We start from the raw sequence: 18,327 nt of genomic DNA, 5'->3' as shown, positions 1-18,327 counted from the left end.
TGCTGTTGTTGCCGGGCGCGTGCAAGGTCATCGCCCGGCCGAGATGTTGCCATGCCGCTACACCCGAAAGGCGGTGATCCCCGCAATTGGCCGAACTAGTCTCACGTCCATGGCTGATCACCACCTCGCGCAGGTCAACATCGCGCTCCCCGCGGCCCCTATGGACAGTGCCGAGCTCGCCGGGTTCGTCGCGGCGCTGGAGCCGGTGAACGCGGCGGCCGACGCCGCGCCCGGTTTCGTCTGGCGGTTGCAGACCGAGGACGGCGACGCCACCGCCGTCCGCGGCTTCGGCGACGACCGGATCATCGTCAACATGTCGGTGTGGGAGTCGGTGGAGGCGCTGGCCGACTACGTCTACCGCGACCCGGAGCACGTCGCGGTCCTGCGGCGCCGGCGCGAGTGGTTCCCGAAGATGGCCGAGGCGCACACCGTGCTGTGGTGGGTGCCCGCCGGGCACCGGCCGACGGTGGCCGAGGCCGAGGAGCGGCTGGCGCTGCTGCGCGCGAACGGGCCGTCACCGGCCGCGTTCACCTTCCGCGAACCGTTCCCCGCTCCGGACGGTGCGCAGGTCAGCGCCGACGACGACTGGATGTGCCCGGCCTGACGCGGGTGTCGGTGGGCTGGTCCAGCATGGGGGTGTGACCGACGTGCTGGACCGCTTCTCCCCCGCGACCCGGGACTGGTTCCGCGGTGCCTTCGACGCGCCGACCGAGGCCCAGGCCGGCGCGTGGGAGGCGATCGCCGACGGCGAGCACGCGCTGGTCATCGCCCCGACCGGTTCGGGCAAGACGCTCGCGGCGTTCCTGTCCGCCCTCGACCGGCTGGCCGCCGAGGGACCGCCGAGGGACCCGAAGCAGCGCTGCCGGGTCCTCTACGTCTCGCCGCTGAAGGCGCTGGCGGTCGACGTCGAGCGCAACCTGCGCGCTCCGCTGGCCGGCATCCGCCAGGCCACGCAGCGCCTCGGCGGCGAGCCGCCCGACATCACCGTCGGCATGCGCACCGGGGACACCCCGGCCGACCAGCGCCGCTCGTTCGCCCGGACACCGCCCGACGTCCTGGTCACGACACCGGAGTCGCTGTTCCTGCTGCTGACCTCGGCCGCGCGGGAGTCGCTGCGCGGGGTGGAGACGGTGATCGTCGACGAGGTGCACGCGGTCGCGGGCACCAAGCGCGGCGCGCACCTGGCGCTGTCGCTGGAACGGCTCGACGAGCTGCTGCCGCGTCCGGCGCAGCGCATCGGCCTGTCGGCCACGGTGCGGCCGGTCGACGAGGTGCGCACCTTCCTGGCAGGCGGCCGCCCGGTCCGCACGGTGCAGCCCGCCAACGTCAAGCAGGTCGAGGTGCGGGTCGAGGTGCCGGTGCCGGACCTGGCCGAGCTGGGCGGCGCCGACGACGACCAGCACCCCTCGATCTGGCCGTCGGTGCAGACCCGCGTGCTCGAACTGATCCGTCAGCACCGCTCGACGATCGTGTTCACCAACTCCCGGCGGCTGGCCGAGCGGCTGACCGCGGGGATCAACGAGCTCGCGGCGGAGGAGGTGGAGGAAGACGAGCCGGTGCAGCGCTTCCCCGCCGAGGCCGTCGGCGGCTCGGGGATCACGCGCGGTGCCGCGGCGACCGTGGCCAAGGCCCACCACGGGTCGATGTCGAAGGAGCAGCGGGCGGTCGTCGAGGAGGAGCTGAAGTCAGGGCGGCTGCCGTGCGTGGTGGCGACCTCCTCCCTGGAGCTGGGCATCGACATGGGCGCGGTCGACCTGGTCGTGCAGGTGGAGACGCCGCCGAGCGTCGCGTCGGGCCTGCAGCGGATCGGCCGCGGCGGGCACCACGTCGGGGCGGTCTCGCGCGGGGTGGTGTTCCCGAAGTTCCGCGGCGACCTCGTCGGCTGCGCGGTGACCGCCGAGCGGATGGCCGACGGGCTGATCGAGGCGCTGTCCTTCCCGCGCAACCCGCTCGACGTGCTGGCGCAGCACGTGGTGTCGATGGTGGCGATGGACACGTGGTCGCTGGAGCGGTTGGCGACCGTGGTGCGGCGCTCGGCGTCCTTCGCCGGGTTGCCGGACTCCGCGCTGCACGCGGTGCTGGACATGCTCGCCGGCCGCTACCCGAGCGAGGAGTTCGGCGAGCTGCGCGCGCGGATAGTGTGGGACCGGATCGACGACGAGCTGCGGGCCAGGCCGGGCGCGCAGCGGCTGGCGGTCACCTCCGGCGGCACCATCCCCGACCGCGGGCTGTTCGCGGTCACCACCCCCGGCGACGACGCCGCGGGCAAGGGCGGGGTGCGGGTCGGCGAGCTCGACGAGGAGATGGTCTACGAGTCGCGCGTCGGCGACACGTTCCTGCTCGGCACCTCGTCGTGGCGGGTCGAGGACATCACCCACGACCGGGTCGTGGTCACCCCCGCGCCGGGCGAGCCGGCCAGGATGCCGTTCTGGAAGGGCGACTCGCCGGGCCGTCCGCTGGAGCTGGGACGGGCGCTGGGAGCGTTCGTCCGGGAGCTGACCGCGGCCGACCCGGAGGCCGCGCGGACCCGCATCAGCGATGCGGGGCTGGACCAGTGGGCCGGGGACAACCTGCTGAGCTACCTGGACGAGCAGCGGCGGGCCACCCGCCACGTGCCCGACGACCGGACCATCGTCGTGGAGCGGTTCCGCGACGAGCTCGGCGACTGGCGGATGGTCGTGCACTCCCCGTTCGGCGCCAAGGTCAACGGACCGTGGGCGCTGGCGATCGGGGCCCGGCTCCGCGAGCGCCGCGGGATCGACCCGCAGGTCGCCTCCTCCGACGACGGCATCGTGGTGCGGCTGGCCGACGCGCTCGACGACGCCGGGACCGAGATCCTGCCCGCCGCCGAGGACGTCCTGCTCGCGCCGGACGAGGTGCAGCAGGTCGTCACCGACGAGGTGGGCGGCTCGGCGCTGTTCGCGGCGCGCTTCCGGGAGTGCGCGGCCCGCGCGCTGCTGCTGCCCCGCCGCGACCCGCGGCGCCGCTCGCCGCTGTGGCAGCAGCGGCAGCGGGCGGCGCAGCTGCTGTCGGTGGCCGCGCAGTACGAGCAGTTCCCGATCGTGCTGGAGGCGATGCGGGAATGCCTCCAGGACGTCTACGACGTGCCGGGACTGACCGAGCTGATGGCGCAGGTCGCCGCGCGCAAGGTGCGCGTCGTGGAGGTCGAGACGCCGACGCCGTCGCCGTTCGCGCGCAGCCTGCTCTTCGGCTACATCGGGATGTTCCTGTACGAGACCGACGCTCCGCTGGCCGAACGCCGCTCGGCCGCGCTGAGCCTGGACTCGACGCTGCTGGCCGAGCTGCTGGGGTCGGAGGCGCTGCGGGAGCTGCTCGACCCCGAGGTGGTGGCCGAGGTCGAGTCGCAGCTGCAGCGGCTGGCTCCCGAGCGCCACGCCCGCGACGCGGAGGGCGCGATCGACCTGCTCAGCTTCCTCGGCGACCTGTCGGCCGCGGAGGCCGCCGAGCGCGGTGTCCGGCCGGAGTGGCTGGAGGACCTGCACGCCCAGCGCCGGGTCCTGCGGGTGCGCATCGCGGGCGAGGAGCGCTGGATCCCGATCGAGGACGCGGGCAAGGTCCGCGACGCGCTCGGGGTCGCGCTGCCGGTCGGGGTGCCCGAGGCGTTCACCGAACCCGTCGCCGATCCACTGGCCGACCTGGTCATCCGCTACGCCCGGTCGCGCGGGCCGTTCACCGCCGACACCGCCGCGCACCGCTTCGGCCTGGGTGTCGCGGTGATGCACGGCGTGCTGGACCGGCTCACCGGCAGCGGCAGGCTCATCCGCGGTGAGCTGCGCCCGCTGGAGGCCGGTGGCGGCCGGTCGCTGGAGTACTGCGACGCCGAGGTGCTGCGCCGGATGCGGCGGGCGTCGCTGGCCCGGCTGCGCGCGGAGGTCGAGCCGGTCGAGCCCGCGGCACTGGGCCGGTTCCTGCCGTCCTGGCACGGGATCGGGGCGCGGCTGCGGACCGCGCCCACCGTCGACGACGTGTTCTCGGTCGTCGAGCAGCTCGCGGGCGCACCGGTGCCCGCCAGCGCGCTGGAGTCGCTGGTCCTGCCCGCGCGCCTGCCCGGCTACTCACCAGCGCTGCTCGACGAGCTGACCTCGACCGGCGAGCTGGTGTGGGTCGGTTCGGGCTCGCTCGCGGGCGGCGACGGCTGGATCGCGCTGGCGCCCGCCGACGTCGCGGACCTGCTGCTGCCCGACGTGCCGGAGGAGCGGCCGGACTCGCCGCTGCACCGGGCGATCGTGACCACGCTGGAAGGCGGCGCGCAGTTCTACCGGCAGCTGGCCGACCGCGCCGGCGCGATCCTGCTGGAGCAGGGGGAAGCGGCCCCGGAGGACGAAGCGGTGACCGCCGCGCTGTGGGACCTGGTGTGGGCGGGCACCGCGACCAACGACACGCTCGCGCCGCTGCGCGCGCTGGTGTCGGGGCGCGGTGCCACGCACAAGCCGCGCCGCAGCGCACCCCGGGGCCGGTACGCGCGGCTGCGTGCGGGCCGTCCGGCGATGCCCAGCCGCAGTGGACCGCCCGCCGTCTCGGGCAGGTGGTCGCTGGCACCGCAGTCGTCGAGCGAACCGACCCGGAGGGCGCACGCCCGCGCCGAGGCGTTCCTCGAACGGCACGGCGTGCTCACCAGAGGCGCGCTGGACACCGAACGCGTCACCGGCGGTTTCTCGGCGGTGTACAAGGTGCTGCGGGCCATGGAGGAGTCGGGGCGGTGCCGTCGCGGCTACGTCGTCGAGGGGCTCGGCGCGGCGCAGTTCGCGGTTCCGGGCGCGATCGACCGGCTGCGCGCGTCCTCGCGCGCCGAACGTCCGGAGGAAGAGGCGCAGGCGGTGGTGCTCGCCGCGGCCGACCCGGCCCAGCCGTACGGGGCGGCGCTGGAATGGCCCGCGGCCGTCTCCGGCACCCGGCACCGGCCAGGGCGCAAGGCGGGCGCGCTGGTCGTGCTCGTCGCGGGTTCCGCGGCGCTCTACGTCGAGCGCGGCGGCAAGTCCCTGCTGTCGTTCACCGAGGACGAGGACGTGCTGCGGCTGGCGGCGGCGGGGCTGGCGCGAGCCGTACGGGAGGGCTGGCTCGACCAGCTCGCGGTGCAGCGCGCCGACGGGGAAGGCGCGCTGGGGTCCCGGATGGCGGAGATCCTCACCGAGGCCGGTTTCCGCGCCACCCCCAAGGGCCTCCGGTTGCGGGCCTGAACGCGGCCGGGCGTGGCCGGGATGCCGGCGCATTGCGCGGCGCCTTCGCGGCTGAGCGCGGCCGGGTGTGGCCGGGATGCCGGCGCACTGCGCGGCGCCTTCGCGGGCATAGCGGGTTGAGGCACGCGAACCCCCGAGCAGGACCGGGTGCCGCTACCCGGGCCTGAGCAGCGCTCGACTTCGGTCTGCGGCTTCCGCTTCTACCTGCACACTTGTCGACTTGGACGTTCGCCCAATACGATCGACCAAGACGATCCCGGGGAGAGGCCATGGTGAACTCCGCAGCGGAACGCGGGCGGGAAGTGCGGCGGCGGTTGACCGGCGCCGCGGTCGAGCTGATCGCCGAGAAGGGCTGGACCGGCGTGCACACCCGGGTCCTCGCCGAGCGCGCCGGAGTGGCCCCCGGGCTGGTCCACTACCACTTCGCCTCGCTGCAGGCGCTGCTCACCGAGGCCGCGGTCGGCGTGCTGCGCGAAGCGGTCGCGGGGATGCGGCCGCTGTTCGACGCCGCCGCGACGCCGGACGACCTGCTCGACGCGATCCTCGGGACGCTGGAGCGCTACGCGTCCGACGAACCGGCGTCGCTGCTGGTGAGCGAGACCTACCTCGCCGCGACCCGGGACCCGGAGCTCAAGCGCGCGGTGGCCGGAGTCGTCGACGACTTCCGGCGCGACCTCGCCGGCTGGCTGCGCGCCCGCGGCGAGGCGACCCCGCGGGAGACCGCGATGGTGCTGGCCGCAGCCGTCGACGGTGTCGTGCTGCACCAGGCGCTCAGCGGCGACCTGAGCGCGGCGACGGCGCGCCCTGTCCTGCGCCGGATGTTCCGCTCCACCCACCCGACCGAGGAGGGACAGCCGTGAGAGCCGTGATCTGCGGGGCTGGGATCGCCGGACTGGCGCTGGCGAACCGGCTGCACGCCCATGACTGGGAAGTCGTCGTGCTGGAGAAGGCACCCGGTCCGCGCGAGACCGGATACATGATCGACTTCTTCGGCCCCGGCTACGACGCCGCGGAGGCGATGGGCCTGCTGCCGCGGCTGCGCGAACTCGGCTACCGCGTCGAGGAAGTGAGCTACGTCGACGAGACGGGCCGCCGGCGTGCCGGCCTGCGCACCTCTCAGCTGACCAAGGCGGTCGGCGGACGGCTGCTGAGCATCATGCGCCCCGATCTCGAGCGGGCCCTGCGAGAACAGCTCCCCGACCAGGTCGACCTGCGCTTCGCGACCGCGCCGGAGCACATCGGGAACGACTCCGACCGGGTGCGGGTCACCCTGCCCGACGGGAGCGTGCTCGACGCCGACCTGCTCGTCGGCGCCGACGGGATCCACTCGTCGGTGCGCGCAGCGGTTTTCGGCGCGGAGAGCCGGTTCCTGCGCTACCTCGGGTTCCACACTGCCGCGTTCCTCTTCGACGATCCGCGCGTGCACGCCGAGGTGAACGGCCGGTTCTGCCTCACCGACACGCTCGGGAGGCAACTGGCCTGCTACGGCCTGCGCGACGGACGGGTCGCGGTGTTCGCCGTGCACCGGGCAGCCGATCCGGCACTGCCCGACGACGCGCGTGCCGCTCTGCGCGACGTCTACGGTTCACTCGGCTGGGTCGCTCCCCGGGCTCTCGCGGCGTGCCCACCGTCCGACCAGGTGTACTACGACCAGGTGGCGCAGATCGAAGCTCCACAGTGGACCAACGGCCGGGTGGTGCTGCTGGGTGACGCCTGCCAGGCGGTGTCGCTGCTCGCCGGCCAGGGTGCGTCACTCGCGATCGCCGGTGCCTACGTGCTGGCCGGACAACTCGCCCGGGCCGACACCGTCGACGCCGCGCTCGCCGAGTACGAGCGGCTGTGGCGGCCGGTCGTGACCGAGAAGCAACGCGTCGGACGCAGCAGTGCCCGCTGGTTCGTCCCGGACACCCGGACGCAGCTCGCCGTGCGGCGCACCGCCCTCCGCCTGGCCGGACTGCCGGCCTTCAGCCGGTATCTCTCCGGCTCGCTCGCGGGCAAGCCGACGAATGTCGTCCGGCAGCTCGGCGCCCACTAGCGGCGCCCACAGTGGACTGAGCCCGCCGCAGAGCTGCCGCGGGTCCAACCCCGTCCTCAGAGCGATTCCCTTGTCAGGCAATCATTTGCGCACACGTGTTCGTGCACTCGGCGGTTGCCGGGCCGAAGTGGCAGGCCGCCACAGCACGTGGCTAGACTCGTCAGCGTGCGCGCCACTGGAAGCACTACGCGGAACCGATCGGCCGTCCGGCTGTTCGTGGTCCTGGCATTCCTGGGGTCTTTCCTCGCCGCGCACGTCACGTTCGGCGAACCGCACGAAGCCGTGGCGGCACCGGTGCAGAGCATCTCGACGCACTGCGCTCCGCAGCACGAGCACGACCCGCACGTGCACGCCGCGCACGGTGAGATCTGCTTCGCGACCTCCCGCGACCTGCAACACGCCGAACTTCCCGCACCGATCTGGTCACCCGCGGTCGAGGCCGTCGCCGCCGACGACCTCCGCGTCCACGACGCCGGATGCACGCGGGAATCCCCTGTTCCGGTCTCGCAATCGCGATCGGGCCGGGCACTGCTGACCCGGGTCTGCATCACACGAGTCTGATGAGCGCGCGCTCCCGCCACCGCTGAGCAGCGGTGGCCGACACCGGGCCGTCGGCGTCGATGGCTCACCTCTTCTTCCTGTTCCTCGCGCGGTGATTCCGCCTGCGCGCACGGCATTGCCCTGCGCCGCAGGGCAATGCCGCATGCCCGCACTGCGACGCGAGACGAACGCGGCCATGGCGCCACGCGCCCGCACGACCGCTGCCGCATCGCGATGCCGCGTGCTCGCACGGGGATGCCGCGCGCCTCCTGGAAAGGACCATTCGTGGAAACACTGACCCCGCACGCCCAGATCCCTCCGCAGACCGGCCTCTCACCCGCTCAGCTCACCGCCGCGACCGCACCCTGCCGCCGCCCGGCAGCCGCGGTCGGCGGCACCCCGGTGCTGTGGATCGACCAGCCCTTCAACCTCGCCGGCAGCGGTTTCTGGGCCAAGCTCGAAGGTTTCAACCCCGGCGGCATGAAGGACCGCCCCGCGCTGCACATGGTCGAGGCGGCACGCGCCCGCGGTGAGCTGGCGCCCGGCGGCACGATCATCGAGTCGACCAGCGGCACCCTCGGCCTCGGCCTGGCGCTGGCCGGCGCCACCTACGGGCATCCGGTCACGCTGGTCACCGACCCGGGCATGGAACCGATCATGCGCACCCTGCTCACCGCCTACGGGGCGACCGTCGACGTCGTGACCGAGCCGCACCCGACCGGCGGCTGGCAGGAGGCGCGACGCGAGCGGGTCCGCGCGCTGCTCGCGTCCCACGGCGGCTCGTTCTGCCCCGACCAGTACAACAACCCCGACAACGTGGCCGGATACCGTTCGCTGGCGCTGGAACTCGTCGCGCAGCTCGGGCGGATCGACGTCCTGGTCTGCTCGGTCGGCACCGGCGGGCATTCCGCCGGGGTGTCCAGGACGCTGCGGGAGTACTTCCCGCACCTGAAGCTGGTCGGGGTCGACACCACCGGGTCGACGATCTTCGGCCAGCCCGCCCGCAAGCGGCTGATGCGCGGGCTCGGCTCCAGCATCCATCCCCGCAACGTCGACCACCACGCGTTCGACGAGGTGCACTGGGTCGGCGCGGCCGAGGCGGTGTGGGCGGCGCGACGGCTGGCGGCCGCGCACTGCACCAGCGGCGGCTGGAGCGTCGGGGCGGTGGCGCTGGTGGCGGCCTGGCTGGCGCGCACCGAACCCTCCGACACCCGCATCGCCGCGGTCTTCCCGGACGGACCGGAGCGCTACTTCGACACCGTCTACAACGACGGCTACTGCCGGCAGCACGGCCTGCTCCTGGACACCGCACCGGTCGAGCCGGAGCAGATCGCCGATCCGTTCAGCGTCGAGGTCGAGCGCTGGACGCGCTGCCGGACCGTGCTGGACCCGACCCGGTTCGGGAGGTCCTGATGCGGCTGCTGACCCGCTTCCGGTCCTTCCCGGCGCCCGTGCGGATGCTGATGCTGAACCAGCTCACCATCAACCTCGGGTTCTACATGCTCATCCCCTACCTCGCCGCTTACCTGGCCGGGGACCTGGGGCTGGCGGTGTGGGTGGTCGGCCTGGTGCTGGGCGTGCGCAACTTCGCCCAGCAGGGCATGTTCCTGATCGGCGGCACGCTGGCGGACCGCTTCGGCTACAAACCGCTGATCGTCGCCGGATGTGCCCTGCGCACCGGCGGGTTCGCGTTGATCGGCCTGGTCGACAGCCTGCCCGCGCTGCTGCTCGCCTCGGCGGCGACCGGGTTCGCCGGGGCGCTGTTCAACCCCGCCGTCCGCGCGTACCTGTCGACCGAGGCCGGTGACCGCCGGGTCGAGGCGTTCGCGCTGTTCAACGTCTTCTACCAGTCCGGGATCCTGCTCGGGCCACTCGTCGGGCTGGCGCTGACCGGAGTCGCGTTCGAGATCACGTGCCTGACCGCGGCCGGGATCTTCCTGGTGCTGGCCGTGCTGCAGATCCGCTCGTTGCCGCAACGCACCGGCGAACCGGCGCGGGGGCGGACATCGGTGCTGGCGGAATGGCGGACGATGCTCGGCAACGGCCCGTTCGTGCTCTTCTCCCTGGTGATGACCGGCAGCTATGTGCTGAACTACCAGATCTACCTCGCGCTGCCGCTCGAGGCGCGGCGGCTGGCCGGTGACGAGCGGACCGCGACCACGGCGGTGGCGGTGCTGTTCGCCGTGTCGGGCGTGCTGGCGATCGCGGGCCAGGTGCGGATCACCGCGTGGTGCCAGGAGAAGTTCAGCCCCGGCACGTGCCTGGCGGGCGGACTTGCGCTGATGGGGTTGTCGTTCCTGCCGCTGCTGGCCGGAGCGGCGCAGCCAGGACAGTCCACTGTGGCCACTTTCGGTCCGATGGTGCTGTCGGCGGCGATGCTGTCACTGGGCACGCTCGTGGTCTTCCCGTTCGAGATGGACACCATCGTCCGGCTGTCCGGCGAACGCCTCGTGGCCAGCTACTACGGCCTCTACAACACGGTGTGCGGAGTGGGGATCATGCTCGGCAACCTGCTGACCGGCAGCGCTCTCGACGTGGCCCGGGGAGCCGGACTGCCCTGGCTGCCGTGGACCGCACTGTGCGCGCTCGGCCTGGTGTGCGGCGGTCTGCTGTGGCGGCTGCACCGGTCGCGGCGCTGGAACGCACGGTTGGCCGCTGTGTGACGCGGCGGGCCCGCTGGATGAGCGCCTTTCCGGGCGACATCCAGCGGGCCCGTCGGTTGGGCGCCTCCGGGCATTCTCCACGGGCTCGTCGGAACTGAACAAAACTGGCCAGAATTCCGCCAACTGTTCACCACCGCGCATTCACCGGGGAATGATCTGCTCCCGGAACGCCCGTCCCCAGCCGAAAGGTGCTGCACGGTGACCCCGAACTCCACCGCAAGACGGCGGACGGCCGCCGGTCCGACAGGACGTCGCAAGGTCTCCGGCCCGGCACGGCGACGGCTGGCCGCAGCACTGGCCGCGGTGTGCGGTCTCGCCCTCGTCCAGAGCAGCGCGGCCGCGGCCACCCCGGAGCCGCTGGTCTCCGACGTCCTGTTCTCCGGCGAGGAGCAGGTCGCCCCCGGAGTGACCTTCCGCTCGTTCACCTGGGAGACGGGCCACGGGTCGACCCAGGGCTACGTGCTGGAAGCCGACCTCGCCAACCCGCTGGTCGATCTCGGTCTGCTGCACCGGAAAAGCGTGACCGAACCGACCGCGGTCTCCGCGCTCGCCGACGGCCAGGGCGCGGTGGCCGGGGTCAACGGGGACTTCTTCAACAACACCGACGAACACGAAGGCGTCGAGCCGACCGGCTCCGCCGTCGGCGCCGAGATCTCCGCGGGCGAGGTGCGCAAGGGCGCGGTGCCCGACGGGCAGCGGTTCGGCCCCGGGCTGCCGGACGGCACGTCGACCGAGGACGTCTTCGGCCTGGGCACCGACCGGACGGCGCGGGTGGCGAGCGTCCGGCTGGAAGGCAAGATCGAAACCGGCCACGGCGTCCTCGGCGTCGACGGGCTCGACCAGTACGCGATCCCGGTCGGCGGAGTCGGGGTCTTCACCGAAGCATGGGGGACGACCTCGCGGGTCAGGGCAACCTGCGGCACCGACACCGACCGCGGCGCGCCGTGCAGCGACACCACCATCGAGGTCGTCGTGCGCGACGGCAAGGTCGCCGAGGTCCGGCCCGAACCCGGGGCGGGCGCCATCGCCGCGGGCGACTTCGTGCTGGTCGGCCGCGAGGACGGTGTCGGCGAACTCGACGACCTCAAGCCCGGAGACCCGGTTGCGGTCGACTACCAGCTCGCCCCGGTCGGCGTGCCCGAGTTCCGGTTCGTCGTGGGCGGCTTCCCGATCCTGCGCGACGGGACGGCGTTGCCCGGTCTCGACAACCAGGCCCTGGCGCCGCGGAGCTCCGCCGGCGCCAGCGCGGACGGCAAACGCGCCTACCTGGTGGCCATGGACGGCCGCTCCCAGGTCAGCGCCGGACTCACGGTCAGCGAACTCGCCGACCTCCTCAGGCGCTCGGGCGCCGACGACGCGGTGAACCTCGACGGCGGCGGCTCCACCACCCTCGTCGCCCGCGAAGCAGGCGCCCAGCAGGTCACCGTGCGCAACAACCCCTCCGACGGCCGCGAACGCCCCGTCGCCAACGGCATCGGCATCTTCAGCGGCGGCGGGCAGTAGCGCCGCGAAGCGGCGCGCGGCAGGGCGCGGCGGCGCGCGGAGCGCGAAGCGGGGCGGAGCCAGGCGGTGCGCGAAGCGCGGCGGAGCGGGGCGAAGCGCGAAGCGCGAAGCGCGGCGGAGCGGGCGGCGCGCGGAGCGGGGGCGCCCATGAAGGCTGCGCGAAGGCCCGCGCGCCACAGCCCGCGCGTGCCCGCTCGCCCGCCGTGACCGCCCAGCCGGATTCAGATTCCGCGCCCGTAGGTCGGCGTACGCCCGCCAGCTCCACGTTCGCCAGCCAGGTCCACGTTCGCCAGCCAGGTCCGCGTTCGCCAGCCAGGTCCGCGTACGCCTGCCAGATCCCACGTTCGCCAGCCAGGTCCACGTTCGCCAGCCAGATCGCCGAGCCGCCCGCGCGCTCGCCCCGCACACCGCAGCTTCCAGGTCCACCGGACCGCCATCCCCGGACCGCCGTCCGGCCCGATCCGCCCTGCTCCCCCGCTCCTCGGCCTCCGCTCCAGCGGCTGCTCGCTCCCGCGCCGCTTCAGCGGGTCGCCAGGCGCAGGAGGCCCCAGAGCTGGGCGATGGCGTCCGGGTCGCCGTCGGCGGTCACCGCGCGATCCGGGAGGCGCCCCCACAGCCACAGGTAGACCGCCGGGGGCTCGCCGCTGAGCACCGCGCTCACCTCGGAGTCAACGGAACCACCGCAGCCGTCGGAACCCTTCGCACCGAAGCCACCCAGGACCCCACCCGGCCCAACAGCCGTGCCGGGACGCCCCGCGCCCGTAACGGGCGCTGACGGTTCGTCCGTCGGCGACCAGACCTCGATGCCCTCCGGCGTCGCGGACGCCCGCCACGACCGCCCCCCTGCCTTGACCACGACCGAGCAGGGCCGGGTGGCGGTGATGCCGAGCGCGCGCAGCCGGTAGCCGAACCACAGCCGCAGCACCTCGTCGATGCCGTCCAGCGCGAGGGCGGGATCGATCGGGGTCATCTCCACCCCGGCCGCCGTCTGCACGTCGACCCGGTGCACCGTCGTCGCGTGCAGAATCCGCCGGAGCCAGAAACCCACGGTGTGGTCGTGCGGCCACCACGTCGCGCAGCGCTCCTGCGGCGACCTGGTGCCGAACTCGGCGAGCAGGTCGGCCAGCCTGGCGGTGAACCGCCCGGTGAGCTCGCGCAGACCCGGCTGCCGAGGCGGACCCCAGTTGCGCGCCGCGCTCTCCGACGCGCCCATCCACGACAGCGCGTCCTCGCACAGGTCGCCCAGGTGGCCGACCGACTGCCCCAGCGTGCGCCCGGACGCGCCGGAAACCGGCAGGTCCTCGTGCGCGTCGTGGGTGGCGGCGGTGAGCAGCTGTCCTTCACTCCCGAGCAGGTCGAGCATCCGCCCGTGATCGACCATCGCACAGGCCATCATCGAATCACCCCCGAAAGACTTCGCGCGACGATGTCCAGGAACTCCTCGGACCGTCGCAGCAGCTCATCGGCATCGTCGGCGGTGATGCCCGGAATGCCTGCCTCGGCCGCGGCGCGGCGGTCCGACCTGGCCGCGTAGAAACCGGCCCAGTCGCGTAACTCCGGCGCGGCGTCGGTCAGCAGCCGCCAGACGCTGGTCGGGCGGGAGCGCTCCCGCTGCCAGGAGCGCGCCACGACCACGGCGGTCGCGGCGCGCAGCGCGGCGATGTGGGCGGCGATGTAGCGCTCGGCGGGCTTGGCCGTCCGCTCGGCCTCGAGCAGGCAGGCCCTGGCCTGCACCAGCAGCGAGAGCGATCCGGCAGGTGCCTGGGCCTCCGGTGTGGGAGCCGGCCAGTGGTCGTCCGGGGAGCGTCGCGGGGCCGGTATCGAGAGGTGAGCTGAGAGGGACATCGGCGTTCTCCTCGAGGTCGAGTGCACGACGGGACGAGCACGTCCGTGTATGCGCTGCCGTGGGGAAGCCGGCGGTGCCCGGCAGAAGGGTGCTTCCCCCACCCTCCCGCCGGGCGGTGTCCGAACCGGCCATGGCGACATCCTGGGAGGGGATATCGAACCTCAGTTCGAACAAGTCCAGATTAGCCGGTGGCCAGGATCGACTCAAGCACTGCGCCGTAGCTCACCTGTTCGAGTGGTTGCGATCGGCGATGATCACCCGCCCGGACACACGCGGAGGGCGCCTGACCCTTTAGTGTCGGCGCGTGACAGCCGCGCCCTCACCTCGCCACGACCGGGTCGTCGAACTCTCCGCCGACCAGCTCCGGCAACGCCTCGGCGAAGCCATCGAGATCTACGTGAACGCGATGGGCTACCCGACGTCCACCGCGCAGCAGCGCGCGCCGATGTGGTCGGCGCACATGCTGCGTCCCGGCTGGCGCTGCGTCGGTGCGTTCAACGAGCAGGACGAGCTGGTCGGCGTCGGTTACGGCTACCTGGGCAACACCGGCCAGTGGTGGCACGAGCAGGTCCGGCGCGGCCTGCTGGCCAGGCACGAGGACGACGCCGTCGAGACGTGGCTGAACGACTACTTCGAGCTGACCGAGCTGCACGTGCGCCCGGACAGCCAGGGCGGCGGCCTCGGCGAGGAGGTCCTGCGCACGCTGCTCGACGGAGCATCCGGCGGAAAGGTGCTGCTGTCCACGCCGGAAGGTCCGACGCGGGCGTGGCGGCTGTACCGCAGGGTGGGGTTCCAGGACGTGCTGCGCGACTACCACTTCACGGGCGACCCGCGCCCGTTCGCGGTCCTCGGCCGCCCGCTGCCGCTCGACCCCCGCTGACGGGCGCGCGAAGGCCCGCCGGAGCAGCGGACGGACCGGCACCGCGGCCGGTACCGACGCCCATCGGCACCGGCCGCGGTCTGCCCCTGTCCGCCCCGACCACCGGGGCGAACCGCGCGCGGCTTCAGAGCCTGGCAAGCTGCTCGCGCAGGGTGTCCAGGCCCATGGCTCCCATCCGCAGCGCGTCGCGGTGGAAGTCCTTGAGGCTGAACGCGTCGCCGTGGCGCTTCCTGGCGTCCTCGCGGGCCGCCAGCCACAGCCGCTCGCCGAGCTTGTACGACGGCGCCTGACCCGGCCAGCCGAGGTAGCGGTCCACCTCGTCCCGCACGTGCGCCGGGTCCTGGATGGTGCGGGTGAGCAGGAACTCCAGGCCGAGCTCCGGCGTCCACCGCTCGCCCTCGTGGAACCCGGTGCCCGCCGGGATCTCCAGCTCCAGGTGCATGCCGATGTCGACGACCACCCGGGCGGCCCGGAAGAGCTGGTCGTTGAGCATGCCGAGCAGGTTCCCGTCGTCGTCGAGGTAGCCCAGCTCGCGCATCAGCCGTTCGGCGTAGAGCGCCCAGCCCTCGCCGTGCCCGGAGACGAAGCACGCCAGCCGCTGGAACTTGTTCAGCCGTCCGGACTCGTGCACCGACGTGGCGACCTGCAGGTGGTGGCCGGGCACCCCTTCGTGGTACACGGTCGAGACCTCGCGCCAGGTCGGGAACTCCTCGCGGTCGGCGGGCACCGACCACCACATCCGGCCGGGCCGGGAGAAGTCGTCGGTCGGACCGGTGTAGTAGGCGCCGACACCGCCGCCGGGCGGCGCGATCTTGCACTCCAGGGTCATCAGCCGGTCGGGGATGTCGAAGTGCTCGCCGCGCAGCTCGCGCAGCGCCTCGTCGGAGAGCTGCTGCATCCAGTCCTCGAACTCGCGCTGGCCGCGCACCTGGTAGCGCGGGTCGGCGTCGAGGAGCGCGGCGGCCTCGGCGAGCGTCGCGCCCGGCTTGATGCGGTCGGCCACCTGCTTCATCTCGGCCTCGATGGACGAGAACTCGCCCCAGCCCCACTCGTAGGCCTCCCGCAGGTCGAGCCGGGCGCCGGTGAAGTAGCGCGACCAGAGCCGGTAGCGCTCCTCGCCGACGGCGTCCTTCTCCGGCGCCTTCGGCAGCAGCTCCGTGCGCAGGAAGCGCGCGAGGCCCGCGTACGCCTCGGCCGCGGCGCCGGCCGCCGAGTCCAGGTCGGCACGCAGCGCCGGTTCCGCCTCAGCGCGGGAGACCATCGTGGCGAAGAACGACTCGCCGTCCCGCCCGGACCAGGTCTCGCACTGTTCGGCGACCTTGTTGACCTGGCGGGCGGCGGCGACGTTGCCCTGCGCCGCCGCCTCGCTCAGCCCCGCGCGCAGCCCGTCGACCGCGCCCGGCATCGCGGCCAGCCGCCTGGCGATGGTGCGCCAGTCCTCCGCGGTCGAGGTCGGCATCAGGTCGAAGACCTGGCGCAGGTCCTGCACGGGGCTGGCGATCACGTTCAGCGCCGCCATGTCCGCGCCGGCGTCGTGCAGCTCGAGGTCGAGGCCGACGCGTTCGGCGAACACCGCCCGCGCGATCCGCTCCCCCTCGTCGGCCGGTGCCGCGGCGGAGACCTCCGCCAGGCACCGCCGGGCCAGCTCGGCGCGGGCCTGGTGCCCCTGCGGCGAGTAGTCGGTCAGCTTGTCGTCCCCGCCCGGAATCCCCAGGTAGGTTCCGGCGATCGGGTCGAGCGCGGCCAGCTCGTCGACGAACCGGTCGCTGATCTCGTGCACACCGTCGTGGTTCGATCCCATGCCCGGAACGCTATCCCGCTGCGCCAGCCGGATTCCGCACGCGCGGCGGAAACCCGCCGGGGATGGGAAGATCGGTGATGTGCGGGGAAGAACCGTCCGCGCGGCCGGCCTCCGGATGCGCGCGGCGCTGCTGCTGGTGATCGGGCTGAGCGCGGTGCTGCTCAGCGGGTGCCTGCACGCCAGGGCGTCCCTGAGCATCGACAACGAGGACCTCGTATCGGGTGAGCTGCTCGTCTCCACCCAGACCCCGGACGGCCAGGTGCCGTTCCGGCTCGAGCCACCGCCCGACCTGGCCGACAGGGTCAGCGTGGAGCCGTACGCGGCGGACGGGCGGGTCGGCTCGCACCTGTCGTTCCAGGGGCTGACGTTCGAGGAGCTCGACCGGCTGGCCAAGGCGCTCAACCCTTCGGACTCGCGCTACCGGCTGCAGCTCAAGCGAAGCGGTTCGCTGGTGATCCTGGACGGGGCGGTGGACCTGACACCGCTGTCGGGCACCGACTCGGCGTTCACCGTCGAGCTCAGCGCGCCGGGCGAGGTCACCAACACCAACGGGCAGGAGACCGCGGGCATGGTCACCTGGCACCCGGAGGCGGGCGAGCTCAACGAGCTGTCGGCGACCTACCAGTACGCCGGTGACCAGGACCAGGCGTGGCTCACGTGGGCGCTGCTGATCGGTGGCGTGGCGCTGGGTGCGGCGGTCCTGGTCGGCGTGCTCGCGCAGCAGTCGCACGAACGGGCGCACCGGCCGTCCGACGAGCGCACCACGAGCCAGTAGGGCACACCGGCTGGGAGGTCGTTACCGGCGGGAAGCCCGGGTCAGCCGCCTTGCGGGTCTGGGATGCCTGCCGCGGCGGCGTACCGGTGGGACAGCTCGGCGCACGCGGCGACGAGCTCGGGCGGACCGATCACCTCGATGTCGGCGGCGAAGGTGCCGACCAGCGCGGCGAGCCCGGTCCACGACCACGCGCCGAGGACCAGGCGGCAGCGGTCGGGCCCGAGTGCCTCGACGACGGGACCGCCCGGTGCCCAGCGTGCGACGACTTCCGCCGGTGCGTCCAGCACGACCTCACCGCGGCACGGCCAGTGGCCGGGCACGTCGCCGCGGTCGAACTGGCTGGTCACGAAGGCGGCGACGTCGGCACCCGGCAGCTCCCGGCGGGTGAACCGGCGTCCGGTCGCGGTTGGCTCGCCGATGCGATCGACCCGGAAAGCGGCCCAGCCGGGGAGCCCCTGGTCCCACCCGGCCAGGTACCAGCGGCCGCTCCAGATGACGAGGTGGTGCGGCTCGACCCGTCTCGCCGGTTGCCGCCCCTCGCCGGGGCCGGAGTGGTCGAGGTAGTCGAACGCCAGCACCTCACCGCCGCGCACCGCCGTGCCCAACGCGAGCAGCAGTCCGGAGTCCACCCGCGGGGCGGCCAGCTCCCACGGGTTGGCCAGCGGGGTCACCCGCATCGCGTCGATCGCGTGCCGGAGCCGCGCGGGCATCACCTGCCGGATGGTCGCCAGCGCCCGCGCGGCCGCCTCGTCGATGCCGGAGACCGTGGTCGGCGCGGTCCGCAGCGCGACCGCGACGGCGACGGCCTGCTCGTCGTCGAACAGCAGCGGCGGCAGCCGCGACCCGGCGTCCAGCCGGTAGGCGGCGCCCGGTCCCCTGGTGACGTGCACGGGGTAGCCGAGATCGCGCAGGCGGTCGACGTCCCTGCGCACGGTCCGGCGGCTGACCTCCAGCCGCGCCGCGAGCTCGCCGGTCGGCCACTCGCGCCGAGCCTGGAGGAGGGACAGCAGGAGCAGCAGTCGCGCGGAGGTCTCTGGCATTCCCCGATCCTGCCCCGGGAAGCGGCCAGAACCTGGCCACTTCCGC

At 73.4% G+C, this 18,327-nt stretch carries 14 protein-coding genes; 10 read left to right on the top strand and 4 right to left on the bottom strand.

What is annotated here, in order from left to right; genetic code table 11:
- Positions 1-109: 109 nt before the first annotated feature.
- From HUO13_RS11025 to HUO13_RS10990, 8 genes are all read left to right on the top strand, one after another.
- Positions 110-604: a DUF3291 domain-containing protein gene (locus HUO13_RS11025; RefSeq protein ID WP_211901302.1), complete on the top strand. Its 495-nt coding sequence runs from the start codon at positions 110-112 to the stop codon at positions 602-604.
- A gap of 34 nt (positions 605-638) precedes the next feature.
- Positions 639-5,198, top strand: coding sequence for an ATP-dependent helicase (locus HUO13_RS11020; RefSeq protein WP_211901301.1), 4,560 nt, complete (start codon positions 639-641; stop codon positions 5,196-5,198).
- Positions 5,199-5,467: 269 nt separating this feature from the next.
- Entirely contained in the window at positions 5,468-6,058 is a 591-nt protein-coding gene (locus HUO13_RS11015; protein WP_211901300.1) for a TetR/AcrR family transcriptional regulator, read from the top strand.
- A complete protein-coding gene (locus HUO13_RS11010) occupies positions 6,055-7,233 on the top strand; it encodes an FAD-dependent monooxygenase (protein ID WP_211901299.1) in 1,179 nt (392 codons plus the stop codon). Before HUO13_RS11015 ends, HUO13_RS11010 begins: the two co-directional genes overlap by 4 nt.
- A 165-nt stretch (positions 7,234-7,398) precedes the next feature.
- Positions 7,399-7,794: a hypothetical protein gene (locus tag HUO13_RS11005; RefSeq protein ID WP_249124656.1), complete on the top strand. Its 396-nt coding sequence runs from the start codon at positions 7,399-7,401 to the stop codon at positions 7,792-7,794.
- A gap of 264 nt (positions 7,795-8,058) precedes the next feature.
- Entirely contained in the window at positions 8,059-9,186 is a 1,128-nt protein-coding gene (locus HUO13_RS11000; RefSeq protein WP_211901297.1) for a PLP-dependent cysteine synthase family protein, read from the top strand.
- Positions 9,186-10,436, top strand: a complete 1,251-nt coding sequence (locus tag HUO13_RS10995; protein ID WP_211901296.1) for an MFS transporter — start codon at positions 9,186-9,188, stop codon at positions 10,434-10,436. The genes HUO13_RS11000 and HUO13_RS10995 overlap by 1 nt, the downstream gene beginning before the upstream one ends.
- 198 nt (positions 10,437-10,634) lie before the next feature.
- Positions 10,635-11,939: a phosphodiester glycosidase family protein gene (locus tag HUO13_RS10990; RefSeq protein WP_211901295.1), complete on the top strand. Its 1,305-nt coding sequence runs from the start codon at positions 10,635-10,637 to the stop codon at positions 11,937-11,939.
- Between the two features lie 520 nt (positions 11,940-12,459).
- Here HUO13_RS10990 and HUO13_RS10985 read toward each other — a convergent pair.
- On the bottom strand, positions 12,460-13,320 hold the full coding sequence (locus HUO13_RS10985; protein ID WP_249124655.1) for a maleylpyruvate isomerase N-terminal domain-containing protein: 861 nt from the start codon (positions 13,318-13,320) through the stop codon (positions 12,460-12,462).
- A gap of 11 nt (positions 13,321-13,331) precedes the next feature.
- Positions 13,332-13,784 carry an SAV_6107 family HEPN domain-containing protein gene (locus tag HUO13_RS10980; RefSeq protein WP_211901293.1) on the bottom strand — a complete coding sequence of 151 codons (453 nt, stop codon included), beginning with the start codon at positions 13,782-13,784 and terminating at the stop codon, positions 13,332-13,334.
- A 305-nt stretch (positions 13,785-14,089) separates the two neighbouring features.
- Here HUO13_RS10980 and HUO13_RS10975 point away from each other — a divergent pair, with 305 nt between their 5' ends.
- A complete protein-coding gene (locus HUO13_RS10975; RefSeq protein WP_211901292.1) occupies positions 14,090-14,665 on the top strand; it encodes a GNAT family N-acetyltransferase in 576 nt (191 codons plus the stop codon).
- A gap of 124 nt (positions 14,666-14,789) precedes the next feature.
- Here the strand turns inward: HUO13_RS10975 and HUO13_RS10970 are convergent, their stop codons facing one another.
- Entirely contained in the window at positions 14,790-16,466 is a 1,677-nt protein-coding gene (locus HUO13_RS10970; RefSeq protein WP_211901291.1) for a DUF885 domain-containing protein, read from the bottom strand.
- Between the two features lie 79 nt (positions 16,467-16,545).
- Here HUO13_RS10970 and HUO13_RS10965 point away from each other — a divergent pair, with 79 nt between their 5' ends.
- Positions 16,546-17,241 carry a DUF3153 domain-containing protein gene (locus tag HUO13_RS10965; RefSeq protein ID WP_249124653.1) on the top strand — a complete coding sequence of 232 codons (696 nt, stop codon included), beginning with the start codon at positions 16,546-16,548 and terminating at the stop codon, positions 17,239-17,241.
- A gap of 41 nt (positions 17,242-17,282) precedes the next feature.
- On the opposite strand, the gene HUO13_RS10960 is transcribed toward HUO13_RS10965, so the two are convergent.
- Positions 17,283-18,281, bottom strand: a complete 999-nt coding sequence (locus HUO13_RS10960) for a helix-turn-helix transcriptional regulator (RefSeq protein ID WP_211901290.1) — start codon at positions 18,279-18,281, stop codon at positions 17,283-17,285.
- Between the last annotated feature and the right edge of the window lie 46 nt (positions 18,282-18,327).

The organism is Saccharopolyspora erythraea, from assembly GCF_018141105.1.
Taxonomy (GTDB): Bacteria; Actinomycetota; Actinomycetes; order Mycobacteriales; family Pseudonocardiaceae; genus Saccharopolyspora_D; species Saccharopolyspora_D erythraea_A.
The sequence above is the reverse complement of the archived record's forward strand: the minus strand, read 5'-3'. Positions and strand labels throughout refer to the sequence as shown.